The sequence below is a fragment of the Spirosoma flavum genome, from assembly GCF_042686045.1.
GTDB classification, from domain to species: domain Bacteria; phylum Bacteroidota; class Bacteroidia; order Cytophagales; family Spirosomataceae; genus Spirosoma; species Spirosoma flavum.
This window is the reverse complement of record NZ_JBHUOM010000012.1, coordinates 1-15639: the sequence shown is the minus strand read 5'-3', so window position 1 is coordinate 15639 and position 15639 is coordinate 1. Positions and strand designations below refer to the sequence as shown.

Annotated in this window: 18 protein-coding genes, 2 tRNA genes and 1 pseudogene; 10 read left to right on the top strand and 11 right to left on the bottom strand. The window is 47.3% G+C overall.

Features of this window, described 5'->3' with window-relative positions; translation table 11 throughout:
* Positions 1-4: 4 nt before the first annotated feature.
* Both ACFS25_RS14735 and ACFS25_RS14730 read right to left on the bottom strand, forming a co-directional pair.
* Positions 5-955, bottom strand: coding sequence for a bifunctional helix-turn-helix transcriptional regulator/GNAT family N-acetyltransferase (locus ACFS25_RS14735; RefSeq protein ID WP_381502231.1), 951 nt, complete (start codon positions 953-955; stop codon positions 5-7).
* A gap of 139 nt (positions 956-1094) precedes the next feature.
* Positions 1095-1523: a secondary thiamine-phosphate synthase enzyme YjbQ gene (locus ACFS25_RS14730; protein WP_381502229.1), complete on the bottom strand. Its 429-nt coding sequence runs from the start codon at positions 1521-1523 to the stop codon at positions 1095-1097.
* 136 nt (positions 1524-1659) lie between these two features.
* Between ACFS25_RS14730 and ACFS25_RS14725 the strand changes: the two genes are divergently transcribed.
* Positions 1660-2490 carry a toxin-antitoxin system YwqK family antitoxin gene (locus ACFS25_RS14725; RefSeq protein ID WP_381502226.1) on the top strand — a complete coding sequence of 277 codons (831 nt, stop codon included), beginning with the start codon at positions 1660-1662 and terminating at the stop codon, positions 2488-2490.
* A 15-nt stretch (positions 2491-2505) separates the two neighbouring features.
* Here ACFS25_RS14725 and ACFS25_RS14720 read toward each other — a convergent pair whose 3' ends face one another.
* The 6 genes from ACFS25_RS14720 to ruvC all read right to left on the bottom strand — a co-directional run bounded on the left by ACFS25_RS14720 (position 2506) and on the right by ruvC (position 7574).
* On the bottom strand, positions 2506-3243 hold the full coding sequence (locus tag ACFS25_RS14720; protein WP_381502224.1) for a pirin family protein: 738 nt from the start codon (positions 3241-3243) through the stop codon (positions 2506-2508).
* A 6-nt stretch (positions 3244-3249) separates the two neighbouring features.
* Positions 3250-3777 (bottom strand): hypothetical protein, encoded by a 528-nt coding sequence (locus tag ACFS25_RS14715; RefSeq protein WP_381502220.1) that lies wholly within the window; start codon positions 3775-3777, stop codon positions 3250-3252.
* A gap of 146 nt (positions 3778-3923) precedes the next feature.
* Positions 3924-4676, bottom strand: coding sequence for a dioxygenase family protein (locus ACFS25_RS14710; RefSeq protein WP_381502217.1), 753 nt, complete (start codon positions 4674-4676; stop codon positions 3924-3926).
* Positions 4677-4976: 300 nt separating this feature from the next.
* The gene (locus ACFS25_RS14705) at positions 4977-5729 is read right to left on the bottom strand and encodes a LytR/AlgR family response regulator transcription factor (protein WP_381502214.1); all 753 of its coding nucleotides are present in this window, start codon (positions 5727-5729) and stop codon (positions 4977-4979) included.
* A complete protein-coding gene (locus ACFS25_RS14700) occupies positions 5726-6877 on the bottom strand; it encodes a sensor histidine kinase (RefSeq protein WP_381502211.1) in 1152 nt (383 codons plus the stop codon). The genes ACFS25_RS14705 and ACFS25_RS14700 overlap by 4 nt, the downstream gene beginning before the upstream one ends.
* A 94-nt stretch (positions 6878-6971) precedes the next feature.
* A complete protein-coding gene (gene ruvC, locus ACFS25_RS14695) occupies positions 6972-7574 on the bottom strand; it encodes a crossover junction endodeoxyribonuclease RuvC (RefSeq protein WP_381502208.1) in 603 nt (200 codons plus the stop codon).
* Positions 7575-7619: 45 nt separating this feature from the next.
* Here ruvC and ACFS25_RS14690 point away from each other — a divergent pair, with 45 nt between their 5' ends.
* The 9 genes from ACFS25_RS14690 (at position 7620) to ACFS25_RS14650 (ending at position 14373) form a co-directional block, all read left to right on the top strand.
* The gene (locus tag ACFS25_RS14690) at positions 7620-8597 is read left to right on the top strand and encodes a lysylphosphatidylglycerol synthase domain-containing protein (protein ID WP_408020218.1); all 978 of its coding nucleotides are present in this window, start codon (positions 7620-7622) and stop codon (positions 8595-8597) included.
* A complete protein-coding gene (locus ACFS25_RS14685) occupies positions 8594-9715 on the top strand; it encodes a glycosyltransferase family 2 protein (RefSeq protein WP_381502202.1) in 1122 nt (373 codons plus the stop codon). The genes ACFS25_RS14690 and ACFS25_RS14685 overlap by 4 nt, the downstream gene beginning before the upstream one ends.
* Before the next feature lie 68 nt (positions 9716-9783).
* A complete protein-coding gene (locus ACFS25_RS14680) occupies positions 9784-10431 on the top strand; it encodes a polysaccharide deacetylase family protein (protein ID WP_381502198.1) in 648 nt (215 codons plus the stop codon).
* Positions 10418-11446: a glycosyltransferase family 2 protein gene (locus ACFS25_RS14675; RefSeq protein WP_381502195.1), complete on the top strand. Its 1029-nt coding sequence runs from the start codon at positions 10418-10420 to the stop codon at positions 11444-11446. Before ACFS25_RS14680 ends, ACFS25_RS14675 begins: the two co-directional genes overlap by 14 nt.
* A gap of 107 nt (positions 11447-11553) precedes the next feature.
* Entirely contained in the window at positions 11554-12360 is an 807-nt protein-coding gene (locus ACFS25_RS14670; RefSeq protein WP_381502192.1) for a TatD family hydrolase, read from the top strand.
* 2 nt (positions 12361-12362) lie between these two features.
* Positions 12363-13463: an asparaginase gene (locus ACFS25_RS14665; RefSeq protein WP_381502188.1), complete on the top strand. Its 1101-nt coding sequence runs from the start codon at positions 12363-12365 to the stop codon at positions 13461-13463.
* A gap of 81 nt (positions 13464-13544) precedes the next feature.
* Positions 13545-13631 (top strand) — tRNA-Ser (locus ACFS25_RS14660).
* Positions 13632-13660: 29 nt separating this feature from the next.
* Positions 13661-13747 (top strand) — tRNA-Ser (locus tag ACFS25_RS14655).
* Positions 13748-14070: 323 nt separating this feature from the next.
* Positions 14071-14373 carry an Arm DNA-binding domain-containing protein gene (locus ACFS25_RS14650; RefSeq protein ID WP_381502184.1) on the top strand — a complete coding sequence of 101 codons (303 nt, stop codon included), beginning with the start codon at positions 14071-14073 and terminating at the stop codon, positions 14371-14373.
* On the opposite strand, the gene ACFS25_RS14645 is transcribed toward ACFS25_RS14650, so the two are convergent.
* The 3 genes and pseudogenes from ACFS25_RS14645 to ACFS25_RS31890 form a co-directional block, all read right to left on the bottom strand.
* Positions 14318-14785: a hypothetical protein gene (locus ACFS25_RS14645; protein ID WP_381502181.1), complete on the bottom strand. Its 468-nt coding sequence runs from the start codon at positions 14783-14785 to the stop codon at positions 14318-14320. The genes ACFS25_RS14650 and ACFS25_RS14645 overlap by 56 nt on opposite strands.
* The gene (locus ACFS25_RS14640; protein WP_381502178.1) at positions 14778-15281 is read right to left on the bottom strand and encodes a hypothetical protein; all 504 of its coding nucleotides are present in this window, start codon (positions 15279-15281) and stop codon (positions 14778-14780) included. Before ACFS25_RS14640 ends, ACFS25_RS14645 begins: the two co-directional genes overlap by 8 nt.
* Positions 15282-15508: 227 nt before the next feature.
* Positions 15509-15639 (bottom strand): annotated as a pseudogene (locus tag ACFS25_RS31890) (IS110 family transposase); the annotation flags it as partial.

Sequence of the window (15639 nt, the reverse complement as noted above, 5' to 3'; positions counted from 1 at the left end):
AAACTTATAGCGTGTATTCCATTTGGATGTTGCAGCGTTTGTAGGGAGAATCGGTTCCCATAATCCGCTGAAAGCCAAGCTTGTGATAGAGATGAATAGCCGGTTTTAGACTTGTATTACTTTCCAGGTACACTTTTTTAGCCCCAAGTTGGCTGGCTTTTTGCAAAACAGCTTTCCCCAAAAGCCAGCCGATATGTTTACCACGAGCATTGGGATCGACGGCCATTTTAGCCAACTCGTAAGTGGTATCATTCATTTTTATGAGCGCACAGGTCCCCACTGGCTCACCCTGATACAAGGCTATAAGGATACATCCCCCCGGCTGAATGATTTTCTCATCAGGATGATCAAGGGCTTGATAATCCAACTCTTCCAACGCAAAATGAGTGGTGATCCACTCGATATTCAGTTGGCGAAACGCTTCATGGTATTGCTCAGCATAGGGCACAATCTGTACCTGCTGGCTTTCTCGCTGTTTTCGTTTCTGGTTTACCCGGTCGAAGAGGCTTTTCTGATCGAGCAAATAGTCCAGTTCATCCAGTGCTTTCCAAAGGTTATGCTGCGCTTGGGCCAACATAGCTTCAACGGATTCACCTACATCGGCCATTTGTTGATGCAGGGCCGGAAGATACTGGCGAGCCTGGTCGGACAACGTGATGATAGTTTTGCGGCCATCGTCGGCGGCTTTGCTAATCATAACAAATTCGCGTTGATTCATTTCTTTGATGATCTGACTAACTGAAGCCTGCGAATGACCAATGGCTTCTGCCAACTGAGCAACCGACTGGCTATCCTGCTGGGCTAAAGCATAGAGTACGGGAAACCATCGCGGTTCGATGGCTACCCCATATAAGCCATAAATCTTAGCGGCTTCGTGGGTGAGTCGTTCACTAACCTGACGCAGACGGCTTCCTAAAGCCATAGAGCCTGTTTTCTGAAAAAAACCGTAATTCATCAGTGTTTATATAAGTGCTTATGCAAATGTACATGTATAAGCAGTCCTTTACAAGAAAAGTAAGCTAACGGATAAAATAGGTAGTCGTCGGGTCAGTAAGAATCGTTCAGTAGGTGGCCCTAAATAAAAGGAGAAATCATTAGTACATATCTCCCCAAGCCGTAAGGACCAGCGTTCTTGATCCACCGTGGTCGCGATGTTCACCTAAATATACGCCCTGCCATGTGCCGAGATTCAACCGCCCTTGCGTGATCGGAATCGTGACCGAGTGGCCTAACATGGCCGCTTTCAAGTGAGCTGGCATATCATCAGAGCCTTCATAATCGTGTTGGTAATAGGGTTCATTTTCGGGCACTGCCTTGTTAAAAAAACGCTCAAAATCTCCTCGTACGGTTGGGTCGGCATTCTCATTGATGGTTAGGCTGGCCGAGGTATGCTGAATAAAAACGTGTAATAGTCCAACCTGAATCCGTCGGAGGTCCGGGAACTCACGTTCAATTGTTCGGGTAATCAGGTGGAAGCCACGCGAATAGACGGGCAGATGAATGGTTTTCTGGAAGGTGGACATAACGCGCAGAAAATACAACTTAAAATAATCTTGAAATACGCCGTTAACGAGTAACTATCTCAGCTATCAATTAGTTGTCATCGGTAACTGTTTCTACGTACACCGGAATGAGTTGTCCGATGAAAATGATAGCGTGATGAATGCTCTTTTTTGTCTATTGCTTGGTATGCTGGTCAGTCAACCCATATGGGCGCAAGGTGACTCTGTTCAACGTGAGCATAAAAATATTGTTCGCCGTTCCGCTGTGGACCATGACGAGGAAATCATGTATTACGGTAAACATAACGAGTATTTTACCGTTCGGGTTTTTCTGAAAAATGGGGCCTTATTCCGGCAAGATTCGTACTCCATTCTGCCAAAAACGCTGGCTGGCGGAATTCAGCTAGATAGTGTGAGTCGAATTTTGCGACATGGGCCTACAAAAATTATGTATCCCACAGGGCAGACACGCATAAGCTGCGAATACAAAGATAATTCGCTAAACGGCCCCTTTATGGTTTTGTACGAAGATGGCGCTGTCAAACGACGGGAGTACTACCGCAATGGCCGCCTGACTCGCAGCCAGTGCTACACGCCAGATGGAGAAAAGCAAAACTGTATACCCTTCTATCAAGCGGCTCAATTTTTGGGAAAGCCAACCGATTTGTCCACTTATTTAAAACAAAAGTTTGGATTGCTAATTGACGACGAGCGTATTCGACGAATCACCGCTACCTTGAGTATCAACGAGATAGGGCAAGTTACTAGAGTTGGGGTAGTTGTTAATGCCGATCCATCGGCCAATACACGAATGCCTGATGCTGTGAGCTATGCCCAGCAGGTTATTCGGAATATGCCCGAATGGACACCTGAAAAGTTCAATTGGAAACCTGCCATGAACGATGGAATTGCTATTCCATCAACCTGCTTTTTAACGGTATTCCGCATTTATGGGACGATGCAGTATCGTCTGAATTATCAATTGTAGAACTAATAATATACTCTAGCTTTTTAGGGGAATCTCCAATAACAGGAGTATTGCCTCGTTCGACAAAGCTTCAAATTCTATGTCTGAATCGTGTATGTTCATCAACGACAACCCATCGCGTTCGTGAAGTAATCTGTTTTGTACTTCAAAAACACCGCTTAGTACGAATACGAAAACCCCAGTGAGCTGTGTACCATTTTCTGATTTTTCTATTGGATAAATTCCGCTTTTCCGTCCATCATATTTTCCAATAAATCCTCTACTTTGCTGATGGTTGTTAAGGTTGGTAGAGTTTAATGAAAAAAGGGGAAGAAGTTTGTTTTTATCAGCTAGATTAAACCTTATTTGGCGGATTTTTGGTAAAAAAATACTTGACCTATTCGGTAGCCAAATTTCTATAAAATTGATCAATTCTGATTCATATGGATTGATGATTTCGTAGGTCATACCGTTGGCCAGCGAAAAAATCTGGACTTGTCCAGCATCCAGAAAACCAATTCCCAAACTACTTTTATATTCAAGACCCCCAACAATAGGAAGTAGTAATACATCCGTATTTCCGTCTACCTGCATTTTAATACTATGACTTGCTTTCAACGTATCATCATTTAGCACGTGCAGCGACCCGAAGGGCTTTTTGTTTTCATTACTATACTGACCGAAATTAAAGCTATGATAACTCCGAAAATAGTCTATTTGGGTGCATCCTCGTTGTTCGGATAAATAGAGTTGAGCTTGGGTCTGCGTATTCATATCGACTTACTGAATTAAAGCTCCTTTCTGAATTGATGAGATACTAAGATACGGTTGCAGGACAACCATGTCAGTATCAACTTCTTTGCCATCCTGCAACGCTTCTCGCTGGTCTCCGTATGCAATTAACAGCTGATTATCAATGGTATCAATCCAGGTTATTGGCTCACTATAAAATAAGATGGCTACTTTATGAGCATCTTTATTTTGAACATGAGACTGTATAATTTCAAACTTGAATTGCGTAAATGGGAGGCATAATTTTCCTGACACATTGGCAATGTCAGGGATTATTTTATTTAACTGCCTGATATACCCAATGGCGGCCGTACTCGTCAGGTAATGCAGCTTATCGGCATTCGGTACATTATCAACTAATTCCTGAAACGTACTATATTTTGCCTCTTGATTATAGTATTGTGCCTGCATGAAAAACTCCATGTATGTGTCATCGAAAACGAATTTGTCCCATGCTTTTTGAGACGATACGTCAATGATTTTTCGGTAACACAGGCAAATAATTCCTTTACTCATCTTCTACTATAGAGCCGTGAATAAATTCGTAACGTGTGATTGTTTTCTACCCTTAAACTTCTCTGTTAACGCGCGACACCCATCTAGTATTACTTACTCATCAATAACTAAAAAAGCTACAAGAATAAGTATCCTGAGGCCTTTTCTTATGCACTTACTACAACGGCAAAGGTAAGCACGTACCCCGCTGATAAACTGCCCGTAACGGTGGCTAATTCAGTGGCAATAGAATCGGAAAATACATTATCAGATTCATTTTTAGTATCCTGCGCTCCTTTCGTATACCCATACGATTGTGCTGTTGTATAAACGGTATTACTTATGTCGTAAGGGAATGCAATTTGAGTAACCAGCAATGATTTCCCAGCCGAATTATAAACGTGTACGTGAATATGAGGTGCCCGCCCCGAATACCAGCCGGGGAAAATTGATGTAAAGGACACCAGTCCATTGGCATCGCTCGTTTGCCGACCTCTCAGGAAATCAACCGTCGTATAATTTACGCTTTGCATCCCAGAGCCGCCATACTCAGAATAATAGCCGTCTTTGTCGCAGTGCCAGATATCAACCAACGCGCCCGATAAGGCTGCGCAGCTACTATTACTATTTTTTACGGTGATATTGATGGTGAATGCTACGCCCGTCCTGTCGGAACGAATGTCTTTCATCACGAAGTTGGCAGGCACTTTGGTTGGGAAAGGACCCGCGGTTTCGCTTGGTGAGACGGCGCAATCACTTGATGAACTACCATTTGTTGTGCCTGTAGATGTGCCGGTGCCTGTACCTGTGGTCGTAACCGGATCAATGGTCGATGATGAACAAGCTCCAATAAGAGGGGCAACGGCAGCGATACCAAGTAAACTACCAAACCCCCGTTTCAAAAATTCTTTACGTTCCATAGTTAGTGCCAGACTGGGTTGATTTATGTTAGTTTATACGCCGGCAAAAGGGGAAACGTTGCCCTAATGCCCTGATTTGAGGTGAACCGTCTAATTGTGTCGGTGAATTTAGCCGCTTCCGGATGGGCTTTATAATCGAGTTTCCCAGTAATCATATCCTACTTATAGTGGGAGTTTTGGGTCTGGATATTTGCCGTACTACGCTAATGATTCACGGTTTTGATGCGGCCCGTAATTCGGGGTAATTCACCCCATGGCTGATGCCCGGTCGTGTCACTACAGTGGCTGTAATGTTGGTAGTTAGGAACCGAAACGACTCAGGAAATCCGCTTCGTAGCTGGCGCCAATCGGTATCTCCCGACCGCCTATAAAAATGGTTTTGTTGCGCACGGCCTCAATACGATGCAAGGGCACGATATGCGAGCGGTGTACCCGGATAAAGTCCGTGCTGGGGAGCCGTTCCAACATCGCTTTCATCGTTATTCGGGCCACAATTGGCCGTAACCCTCCAGTCCGATTTCCATCACCTTTCTCTGGTTGGAGGTGAATTTTCAGGTAATCGTCTAAACCCTCAATAAATAAAATATTGGCCAGCGCAATCTTATGCAGGCTATAGTCGGCCCGGACGTACAGATAGGCTTCATTAACTTTATCGGTGCGTTGCTGCCACCGGTAAAAATCAGCCGCTTTGTTAACTGATTGCAAAAAACGTTCGTACGTAAAGGGCTTCAACAGATAGTCAACAGCATTGAGGTTAAACCCTTCGACGGCATACTCGGCGTAGGCAGTCGTGAAAATAACCATCACTGGCTGGGGCCGCTCTGCCAGATTGTCTGTAGCAGAACCAATAGCTTTATAAAAGTCAATGCCCGACATGGACGGCATATTGATGTCTAAAAACAGCAGGTCGGTTGGAAACTGTTCCAGATGCCGCAAGGCCTCGTCTGTACGCGTGAATGTTTTTTGCAGATCGACAAAATCAACTTGCTGGCAGAAGTGCGTAAGAACCCGCAGGGCAGGGGGCTCGTCGTCTAAGGCAATGGCGCGAATCATGACAGTGTAATGGATAAATCGACGGTGAAACTATCAGGTTTATCGCTGATAACCAGTCGATGCCGATCAGGGTAAAGGAGTTGCAAACGAGCTTTCGTATTGGTCAATCCAATGCCGCTTGCCACCGCCGTTGGCTGAAACACCCGTACCTTTTTATTAACTACGTAACAGCGTAGATCGTTATTATTTATGGAGATAGCTAGTTGAATCGACGATGGTTCTTCGGGACTAACGCCGTACTTGAACGCATTTTCGATGAATGAAATCAGGAGTAACGGCACAATTTGTTTGCCATTGGCATTGCCTTCGATCGTAAAGTCAAGCTGTACCGTATCGCCCAGCCGCAGCTTTTGCAGCGCAATATATTGGCCTATGTAGTCTAATTCGTTTCGTAAGGGAACTTGATTTTTCTTAGACTCCTGAATCACGTAACGCAGAAACGAAGACAGGTTAACAATCGCGTCGGCTGTCGGGGGCGATTCGATAATAGCCAGCGAATAGATGCTGTTGAGTGTATTGAACAGGAAATGCGGATTAATTTGGGCTTTTAGATACGAGAGTTCGGTCTGGATTTTTTCGCGTTCGGTCTCACGCCAGCGGTTATTAACACGTAAGGCGAGAGCCAGCAGAAACCCCACTAGCGTCAGAAAAAACGTTTGGCTGAGTTCGGATGGTAAACCCGGTTGTTGGCGGCTGGATGCCGGAAACCGGTCGGGTGCCAATGGCGGACGCTCATCTTCTGAAAAGCGGTCTGGTGGTAACGGTGAACGATTGCCTTCTGGAAATGGGGGCGGGGGCCTGCGTTCCATTTCTTCTCGTGGCGGTGGGGCCTGATGCCTTGTTGGTGGACCAGACCCTTGCCGATTAATCCCAACGAGTATACTTTGGATGAGCACAAAACAGCCTACTGAACCGAGAGCATAGAGAACATACTTTCTGTTGAAGAACAGCTTCGGAATCAGAATGTAATAGTTGATGTAGAAAAAGGCAATCGTCAGCAGATACGACACCACATTGCGCTGTTCGTGCCGATTATCTGGTATCTCCGCCAGTTTTGCAAAACCATTTTCCGCAAAGACGTAGGGCAGTGCCAAAAAAGTTAGACAACTAAGCAGGTGAATCGCGATCTGCGAAAGCCGATTATTCATAGAGGAAAATTACTCCTGAATCAGCTAAATAGGGTTGTCGGTAAATAGAATTGTGGTTGACAGACAGAATGTGTCGGTGAATAGCCCGATTCGCTTACATTACCCGATTTGAATTCTCACTAACAAAGGCTCCCCAAGCCCCTTTTTTGTTCTTTTTGCCCGGAGCAACCGGCAAGGCATTTTCGTGAAAATGGTGGCAAACGGCAATCGCCAGGGCGTCAGTGGCGTCGAAGAATTTGGGGTCTAAGTTCTCTTTCAGCAAATGACCAACCATCTGAGATACCTGGTCTTTAGTGGCGTTACCATTGCCCGTAACGGACTGCTTTATACGCCGGGGTGCATACTCGACAATCGGAATATTGCGCGACAGAGCAGCGGCCATCACCACGCCCTGCGCCCGTCCTAATTTCAGCATAACCTGTACGTTTTTGCCGAAAAACGGGTCTTCAATAGCCATCTCGTCGGGGTGATATTCATCAATCAGCCGCACAATGGTTTCGTAGAGTTTCTGGAGCTTCAGTTGATACGTACTATATTTGGTCAACTGAACCACCCCATACTGAATCATGCTCATGACACCTCCTCGTACCGCAATAATGCCATAACCGGCAATCTGAGTACCGGGGTCTACACCGAGAATGATTTTCTCTGAGATAGGAACCGGGATAATGGTCGATGAGTTAGGCGTGATGATCATGGCTGGGTGTTGGCTCTATTACAAAGTAACGTGTTCTCCTCTGTTTTGTCGCTGAAACCAACTAAAAAAATCATTTTTTGGGCTAAAATCGCCCTTCTGACCGTCCTGGTAGCCTACATTGCTCACGTATTGCGGCAACAGGCATTCAATTGGGCCACTGTGCAAACACAACTGCGAACGGTCCAACATCCAGAAAGATGGGCCGTTGGTTTGCTGTTACTCACACCTGTCAACTGGGGTCTTGAGGCTTTGAAATGGCAGATTCTACTCCGACGAGTTGAGTTGACCAGCTTTTGGGACGCGTACCGGGGCGTTTTAGCGGGTGTTTCGCTGGGCTTTGCCTTGCCTGCGCAACTGGGCGATACCGCCGGACGGGTATTATCGCTGCGCACTAATCGAGCAGGAGCGGTGGGGGCGTCGCTGGTGTCAGGGGGCATGCAGTTCTACGTAGCCATCGTCTTTGGAACAGTAGCCTGGGCCTACCATATGGCCGTGGTTCCCGAACGAAATACCCAAGCCGGGCAGTGGCTGCTGCTTGTACTAGGTGCTTTGTCGCTGGGCGGAGTAGTGTTTGGCGTCGCGCGTCGCAGGCTTGTTCAGTGGCTTTCCACCCATCCGGCTTTGATGCGCTTTGCCGAATACTGGCAGGTAGCCGGTCTCTATACAGACAGGGAAATTGGGCGGGCGCTGAGTGTGGCTTCGTTACGATATATTGTCTTTTCAGGCCAGTTTTACTTAGCACTGCGCTTAGTTGGCATACTCTTGCCAATGGGTATTGCGGCATCGAGCATTGGTCTGGTTTTTCTGGCAAAAACGATCACACCCGCTTTTAATCTGCTGAGTGATTTGGGTGTTCGGGAAGCCGCTTCACTATGGGTATTTTCGCCTTTTAGCCGGTCCGTCGTTACGGTGCAGGCACCCGTGTTGCTAACGGCTACGCTAACACTCTGGGTTGCCAATGTGTTGATGCCAGTGCTCGTTGGCCTGCTCTGGATCTGGAAACTCAAACTAACCGCTGAATGACAATCTTTCTGGTAGTGATTAGCGGGCTCTACGCGCTTTTTACCCTTATCCTCTGGATCACCTGGCTGCGAGTGCCGCCTTTTCGGTCGGGTGATAATGTGGCCAACAGTCCAAGTATTACCGTAATTGTTCCCGTTCGCAACGAAGCCGATACTATACTAAATCTGCTGAATGACCTTAACCAGCAAACCTACACCCGTTTCGAGGTGATTATTGCCGACGATTCGTCAACGGACAGTACATTGTCAATTATTCAGCAATACGCTCAAAAAGCTCCCTTTACCCTGCGTCCGCTGCCGTTGACCAATGAGCGGACGGCTTCTCCCAAGAAACGGGCGATTACTCAAAGCATAGCCCTGGCAACGGGCGACTTAATCGTTACTACTGACGGCGACTGTCGGGTTGGCCCCGACTGGCTGGCTACGCTGGCGGCTTTCTACGGACAAACCGGAGCCAAACTGATTTCGGGTCCGGTAACCTTTACCACTGAAGAGACCATTTTTGATGCTTTGCAAACTGTCGAATTTTCCAGTTTAATTGGCACGGGAGCCTGTACCATGGCCCTCGGAATACCAACTATGTGCAACGGTGCCAACCTTTGCTACGAAAAACGGGTCTTCTTCGACGTTGAGGGATTTGCGGGCGTTGACCACCTGGCATCGGGCGACGATGAGTTTCTAATGCACAAGATTTCGGTACGGTATCCCGGCGAGGTTCATTTCCTGAAAAGTCCGGCAGCCATTGTCCGAACGAAGGCGCACCAGTCATGGCGAGGTTTCTATAATCAACGCAAGCGGTGGGCAAGTAAATGGCAGGCCTACGAGAGTTATTTGCCCTCATTACTGGCGGTGTTTGTTTTTATGAGTAATGCCGCTCCAGTGGTAGCTGTTGGGGGCTGGTTACTCGGATTTTTAAACGGAACGGTAACACTATGGGTTATTATGCTGAAGCTTGTGCCTGAGTTTTTGTTTTTACGACAGATTCTTGTTTTTTTACAAAAAAAATCGTCGGTGAGGGTTATTCCGCTCACCCAACTAGTATACCCACTCTACGTACTTTTCTTCGGGCTAGCCGCTCAGGGGAAAGGTTATACCTGGAAAGGGCGTCACCTCAACTGATGTAGAATACCGCAGATATAGAGTCTGTATTCTGTAGATTGTATTATACATCAAAAACGCATATTATTTTGTCATTTTTTCTGCACAAATCTAACTTTTTACTCAGAACGGTATACCCCGAGTTCTGGTGGAAGATCGACGTTGAGGTTGAACCGACGATATATCTGACGTTCGATGATGGGCCGATTCCTGATGTGACGGAGTTTGTGCTGGAGCAATTGGATAAATTTGCCGCCCAGGCTACGTTTTTTTGCATTGGCGACAACATAGTCAAGCACCAGGATGTGCTCTATAAAGTACTTGAAGCCGGGCATATGGTCGGTAATCATACGTTTAACCACCTTAATGGATGGAAAACTGACGATAAGACGTATCTGGAAAATGTCCAAAAATGTCAGGAACAGTTAGGCGTTGAAACATCGCTGTTTAGACCGCCTTATGGCCGAATCAAGAAGACGCAGGTAGCCGAAGTTCTGGAAAATTATTCCATTGTTATGTGGGACGTTCTAACCGGTGATTTTGATCGGAAGCTAGCCGCTGATGTGTGTCTTCGCAAAACGATTCAGTATACAAAACCCGGCTCCATCGTGGTGTTTCACGATAGCTTGAAAGCCTGGCCGACGATGCGGTATGTGCTGCCCAGAATGCTGGCTTATTTTGCCGCACGGGGCTACTCGTTTCGCGCCGTTCCGCAACCGATTTATGCCGGTTATTGAACAGCCTGTTCAGGGTTTCCCGCTGATTAGCCTCCTGATTGCCGCCCGTAACGAAGAAGATAGTATTCGGGATTGCCTGCAAGCTATAACGCAACTCCAGTACCCGGCCAATGCGCTCGACGTACTTATTGGCAATGACCAGTCTACCGACCGAACTGCCCAAATTGTAATCGACTTTATCGCTGACAAACCCAATTTTCAACTCGTTACGATAACCGAAAGTCGAGCGGGTTTAGTTGGGAAAGCCAACGTACTGGCTCAATTGGCCTCTGTTGCCCGTGGTCATTTTCTCTTTTTTACGGATGCCGATACCCAGGTGCCGCCCGACTGGCTTACCGAAATGAGTCGTCAGTTTACGAAATCGGTTGGTATCGCTACGGGCGTTACGCTCCCTGAAGGCCCAAAACTCTTCCACAAACTACAAACCGTTGACTGGCTTTATAACCTCACGCTGACACATCTACTTAGCAGTCTGGGCGTTCCCATCACCGCGATGGGCAACAATATGGCCGTAAGTCGGACGGCCTACGAAGCCGTTGGCGGCTATGAATCGTTACCATTTTCGGTGGTCGAAGATTATACACTCTTTCAGGCAATCTTGGCAAAAGGATACGATTTTCGTAATGTGCTGAACGAACAGGTACTGGCCCACACAAAACCCGTTGATACGTTGCAGGCGTTTTTGCAGCAACGAAAACGCTGGATGCGGGGTGCTACCGCGTTACCTGCCTGGATGGTTATCTCGCTGTATGGTCAATACCTCGCGGGGCCACTATTGCTGTTGTTGGGTTGCTTTACACCGGCCCTGGCTATCGGCCTATACGTAATCAAGTTGTTTGTTCAAACGCTGGTCGTTTCATTCGGATTGAGCCGGTTGCGGCAAACCAACTTAGGCTTGTATGCGTTGCTTTTTGAACTCTACCAACTTATTATTGGTCCGGTAGCGGTGGTTTTTTATCTCTTGCCAATACCGATTGACTGGAAAGGCAGGAAATATAGTTCCTCTGTAAAATAAAATTGCCCTTAATTTTTGTTCGGCGGCAGCGACCCCGTTCGATACCATTGTAGTCGAATGGGGCCAGTAGACAATGTGAATTAATTCTGTCTAATTGCTTTTTGATTATGATACTCATTGATACCCACGCCCATATTTACGATTCGCAGTTTGATGAAGACCGGAATACGATGCTCCATCAGGCGGAAACACAACAGATTAGCCAGATCTGGATGCCCAATTGTGCCAGCGAGACCATGCCGGGCATGATGGCCCTTGCCGAGCAATATCCCGATCGGTGTTTGCCCATGATGGGCTTGCATCCAGCCTACGTTAACGATACGTTTGAGGACGAATTAGCCGCTGTGGAAGATCAGTTGAATCGAAATGCTTTTATGGCCGTTGGCGAAATTGGACTGGATTTTTACTGGGATATGGCCTACGTTAATCAACAGTTCGTGGCCTTTGAGACGCAATTGCGCTGGGCGTCTGAACAGAAACTGCCCGTTTCGATGCATACCCGTTCCGGTCACGACCGAAACGCTTTTATGGAAGCCGCTGACCTGATTGAAAAGCTCGCATTACCGGATTTAACGGGTATTTTTCATTGCTTCGTAGGTACGCTTGATGAAGCCAAGCGAGCCATCGAAATGGGCTTTAAATTGGGTATTGGGGGCGTTAGTACATTTAAAAACGGCGGTCTGGATAAGGTCTTACCTTATATAAGTCTGGAGCATTTGGTGTTAGAAACCGACTCGCCCTATCTCGCGCCCGTCCCGCACCGGGGCAAGCGTAACGAACCGGCCTACCTTCAGATTATTGCCCAGCGCATTGCCGACCTGAAGCAAATCAGCATAGATGACGTTGCGCGTCATACTACCGCCAATGCATTGTCATTATTACCGGCATTATACACTAATCTGCTGCCAGAATAAGTATGCCCTATAAAACCGTCCATATTAATCCAGTTTCACCCAGGCAGCTGCGTGCGTCGGTGTTAGTTATCTATACCGGAGGCACGTTCGGTATGATTTACGATCCGAAGGCAAGCCAACTTATTCCGTTTGACTTTGATCGAGTGCTTGATCGTCTGCCTGAACTGAACCGACTTGATTTTCATATCACCCTCATCACCTTAGATGATATCATTGATTCATCGAACATGAAACCCGCTATTTGGGTCGAACTGGCGCGAATTATTGAGAAGAATTATGATCAGTACGACAGCTTCGTGATTCTTCACGGCACCGATACGATGGCTTACACGGCCTCTGCATTGAGTTTTATGCTGGTTGGCCTAAATAAACCCGTCATTCTAACCGGGGCCCAACTGCCCATTGGCATGGCCCGTAGTGATGCCCGCGAAAATTTCATTACAGCCCTGGAAATTGCTGCCGCAGTGGACGCTGCCGCAGTGGACATTTCCACCATGACGTATGGAAAACCTATGGTGCCGGAAGTATGTGTGTATTTCAATTCTCTACTGCTACGGGGTAACCGCTCAACAAAGCAGGAGAGCGTTCAATTTAATGCGTTTGCTTCGGAAAACTACCCGCATCTGGCTACCGCTGGTGTCAGCATCGACTATAACCGACCCTACATTCGTTCCTACCAACCCAATCAACCGCTGAGTCTGCAAACCGTTCTCGACCCGAACGTGACGATTTTAAAACTCTTTCCGGGTATTACGCAGCCGGTAGTCGAATCTATCGTCAACATTCCTACTCTGCGGGGTGTGGTGCTCGAAACGTTTGGAGCGGGCAATGCTCCCACAGATAGCTGGTTTTTAGATACGCTGAAAGCTGCCATCGACCGGGGCGTGGTGATATTCAATGTGTCGCAGTGTGAGGGTGGACGTGTCAAGCAGGGGCATTATCAGACCAGCAAACAACTCCAGCAAATTGGTGTGGTGAGCGGAGCCGACATTACAACGGAAGCCGCCATTACCAAACTTATGGTTTTGCTTGGTCTGGAGCACGACCCGGCAACCGTACGGATGCTTCTTTCTCAATCAATTAGTGGCGAAATGAGTGAATGACCACGCTGACATGCCAACGTTTTTTGCCAGAGAGTTGCGTTTTTAGAGTCAATCGTGCATCTTTGCACTCCCAAATGACACAGAGAGGTGTCCGAGTGGTTGAAGGAGCACGCCTGGAAAGTGTGTATGCGGGTGACTGTATCGAGAGTTCGAATCTCTTCCTCTCTGCACCGCTCAAGAGCGGAAATACGACTAATAGAGAGCTGCCGGAGTGGTCGAACGGGTCTGATTCGAAATCAGAAGTACTGGTAACGGTACCGGGGGTTCGAATCCCTCGCTCTCTGCATTTGATTATTGGTTTTTACCAGGTGCCCGAAACTTCCCCGTTTCGGGCTTTTTTTGTCTCTCTTCCTGTCTCTACAGCCCACGTTTGGGCGATTTTATCTCGTTTTTACTCTTTTAGGCTCACTTATTGGGCCATTATCCCAAATTATTCTTGCTGATGGAATTCCTGGTGGCACCCCCAAACTGCTGGTGGCACCCCCTCCGGCAATTTATGTACCCAACAGTAACATGATATCTTATTCATGCCCTCATAATAGCATTTGGTCGCAAACTAGTCCCCACCGCGCTGTACTTTACTACAGCACAAATGTTTCTTATCAGAATGCAAATTAGCTTTTGGCGACACAAGAGCAAATTACCGGGCAAAATTCAACTTTATTGTCGAATCACGGTAGCCAAAGTACGCATCGACATGGGCAGTACTGGCCTGACCCTGTATGCCGACCATTGGGATGGGGAGCGAATTAGTTATGAAGACCCCGAAGCTTTCTTCAAAAACGAGCAATTAGATATCATGCGCAACCAGCTGCGGGCGATCTATAACGATCTATTCCGACGAAAGGAGAAAATTACGGGCGCCCGCGTCGTTTCTTCCCGATCCGCACTAACGAATTGTACAGTGTAGCCATTGGCAAACACCAGATAGTTGTCGTAGGTACGTACCGTGTTGTGGGCCGATTTCCAGTGCTCGGGCGGACGACGGTTAATGATGTAGTTCCCAACCCCGGTTTTAGCGTTGTATTCATGCAACCCAGTTCTTCAAAAACAGAATTGGATTGGGATAGAATAATGTCCTGCACCTGACGGTAGGTCAGACCGGCCAAACCAGCTTTCGCCCTGGGGAGTTGAAAGGCGCTCTCAGCCAGTAGGTGAATGAGGGTTCGGGACTTTCCGGAACCACGCCCACCCTGAAACGTCGCTCGAAAGCCGGATTGATACGCCCGGCCTTCTTTAGTAAAATCAGCCTGATTACTGGTTGCTCGCTGATGAAATTCAAGCTGCTTGGAGTTAAGCCGAACAATGGCTTCCTTATTCAATGGGTAATTCCTCCAGGCCCGTACCGTTGTTGTTACTGATGGTGACGTTATTCTGCACGTATTTGACCGTCCGCGCAGGCATCAGATCATCCGCACTCAGGGGCGACTGCTCGTCGTGAAGCCGGGAGAGTTTGGCGATTTCGCGGGTAGCGGCAATGATGGCTTCAGCGTTTCGGTCCTTCACCGCCAGCGACATCGCTACGTATAAGCCTTCAATCAGAATTTTTGTCGTACCGGCCTTGTCAATGTCTTCAACCAGGCCATAGAGTTTGGTTGATTCGGCCATTACCTGATAGGCTTGGGAGTATTTGATGCTGTACTCCTGCATCAGCATATTGACCACCTGTTGGGGCGAAAACAGTTTACTGCGCCAAGCGAAGCATTTGCGATACTTCTCCAGCGTTTCATGCTCAGATGGCTTAAGCGGTTGACGGTGTAATAAATGGTCTCGGAATTTGTCGAGTTTATCGTTAACTTTTTCTAGATCAGTGCTCATAAAAAAAAGGCTACCCGCATCGGCCTTTAGATTTGAGTCACTGTACGATTCCAAGAATAACCTATCTTGGAATACTCTCAAGATGAGAGCAAACCAGTGCCAGTGGGGATACCCTACCGTCTTCGGCTGAGTTGGCGACTCATGGATCGATTCAGGACCCCACTGGCTTACTGAAACACAAGACTCAAATAGAAATTCGGGCTAGTGACCGCACGGATTTCCATGGCTTATGGAAGCGTTGGCGCATAGTTTTTATCATATTTCTGTTGGCGGTGAACCACCGAGCAGACACGATGAATGAGTTTGTTGCGAACCGCGTTCAGTACTAACATTTTGTTTTTGCCATCGCCTACTTTCC

What these genes read in the sequence shown, in the direction of transcription:
- ACFS25_RS14685 (WP_381502202.1), top strand. Translation starts at nt 8,594, where the DNA reads ATGACAATCTTTCTGGTAGTGATTAGCGGGCTCTACGCGCTTTTTACC.
- ACFS25_RS14720 (WP_381502224.1), bottom strand. Translation starts at nt 3,243, where the DNA reads ATGAATACGCAGACCCAAGCTCAACTCTATTTATCCGAACAACGAGGA.
- ACFS25_RS14650 (WP_381502184.1), top strand. Translation starts at nt 14,071, where the DNA reads ATGCAAATTAGCTTTTGGCGACACAAGAGCAAATTACCGGGCAAAATT.
- ACFS25_RS14675 (WP_381502195.1), top strand. Translation starts at nt 10,418, where the DNA reads ATGCCGGTTATTGAACAGCCTGTTCAGGGTTTCCCGCTGATTAGCCTC.
- ACFS25_RS14715 (WP_381502220.1), bottom strand. Translation starts at nt 3,777, where the DNA reads ATGAGTAAAGGAATTATTTGCCTGTGTTACCGAAAAATCATTGACGTA.
- ACFS25_RS14665 (WP_381502188.1), top strand. Translation starts at nt 12,363, where the DNA reads ATGCCCTATAAAACCGTCCATATTAATCCAGTTTCACCCAGGCAGCTG.
- ACFS25_RS14730 (WP_381502229.1), bottom strand. Translation starts at nt 1,523, where the DNA reads ATGTCCACCTTCCAGAAAACCATTCATCTGCCCGTCTATTCGCGTGGC.
- ACFS25_RS14640 (WP_381502178.1), bottom strand. Translation starts at nt 15,281, where the DNA reads ATGAGCACTGATCTAGAAAAAGTTAACGATAAACTCGACAAATTCCGA.
- ruvC (WP_381502208.1), bottom strand. Translation starts at nt 7,574, where the DNA reads ATGATCATCACGCCTAACTCATCGACCATTATCCCGGTTCCTATCTCA.
- ACFS25_RS14725 (WP_381502226.1), top strand. Translation starts at nt 1,660, where the DNA reads ATGAATGCTCTTTTTTGTCTATTGCTTGGTATGCTGGTCAGTCAACCC.
- ACFS25_RS14705 (WP_381502214.1), bottom strand. Translation starts at nt 5,729, where the DNA reads ATGATTCGCGCCATTGCCTTAGACGACGAGCCCCCTGCCCTGCGGGTT.
- ACFS25_RS14735 (WP_381502231.1), bottom strand. Translation starts at nt 955, where the DNA reads ATGAATTACGGTTTTTTTCAGAAAACAGGCTCTATGGCTTTAGGAAGC.
- ACFS25_RS14700 (WP_381502211.1), bottom strand. Translation starts at nt 6,877, where the DNA reads ATGAATAATCGGCTTTCGCAGATCGCGATTCACCTGCTTAGTTGTCTA.
- ACFS25_RS14670 (WP_381502192.1), top strand. Translation starts at nt 11,554, where the DNA reads ATGATACTCATTGATACCCACGCCCATATTTACGATTCGCAGTTTGAT.
- ACFS25_RS14710 (WP_381502217.1), bottom strand. Translation starts at nt 4,676, where the DNA reads ATGGAACGTAAAGAATTTTTGAAACGGGGGTTTGGTAGTTTACTTGGT.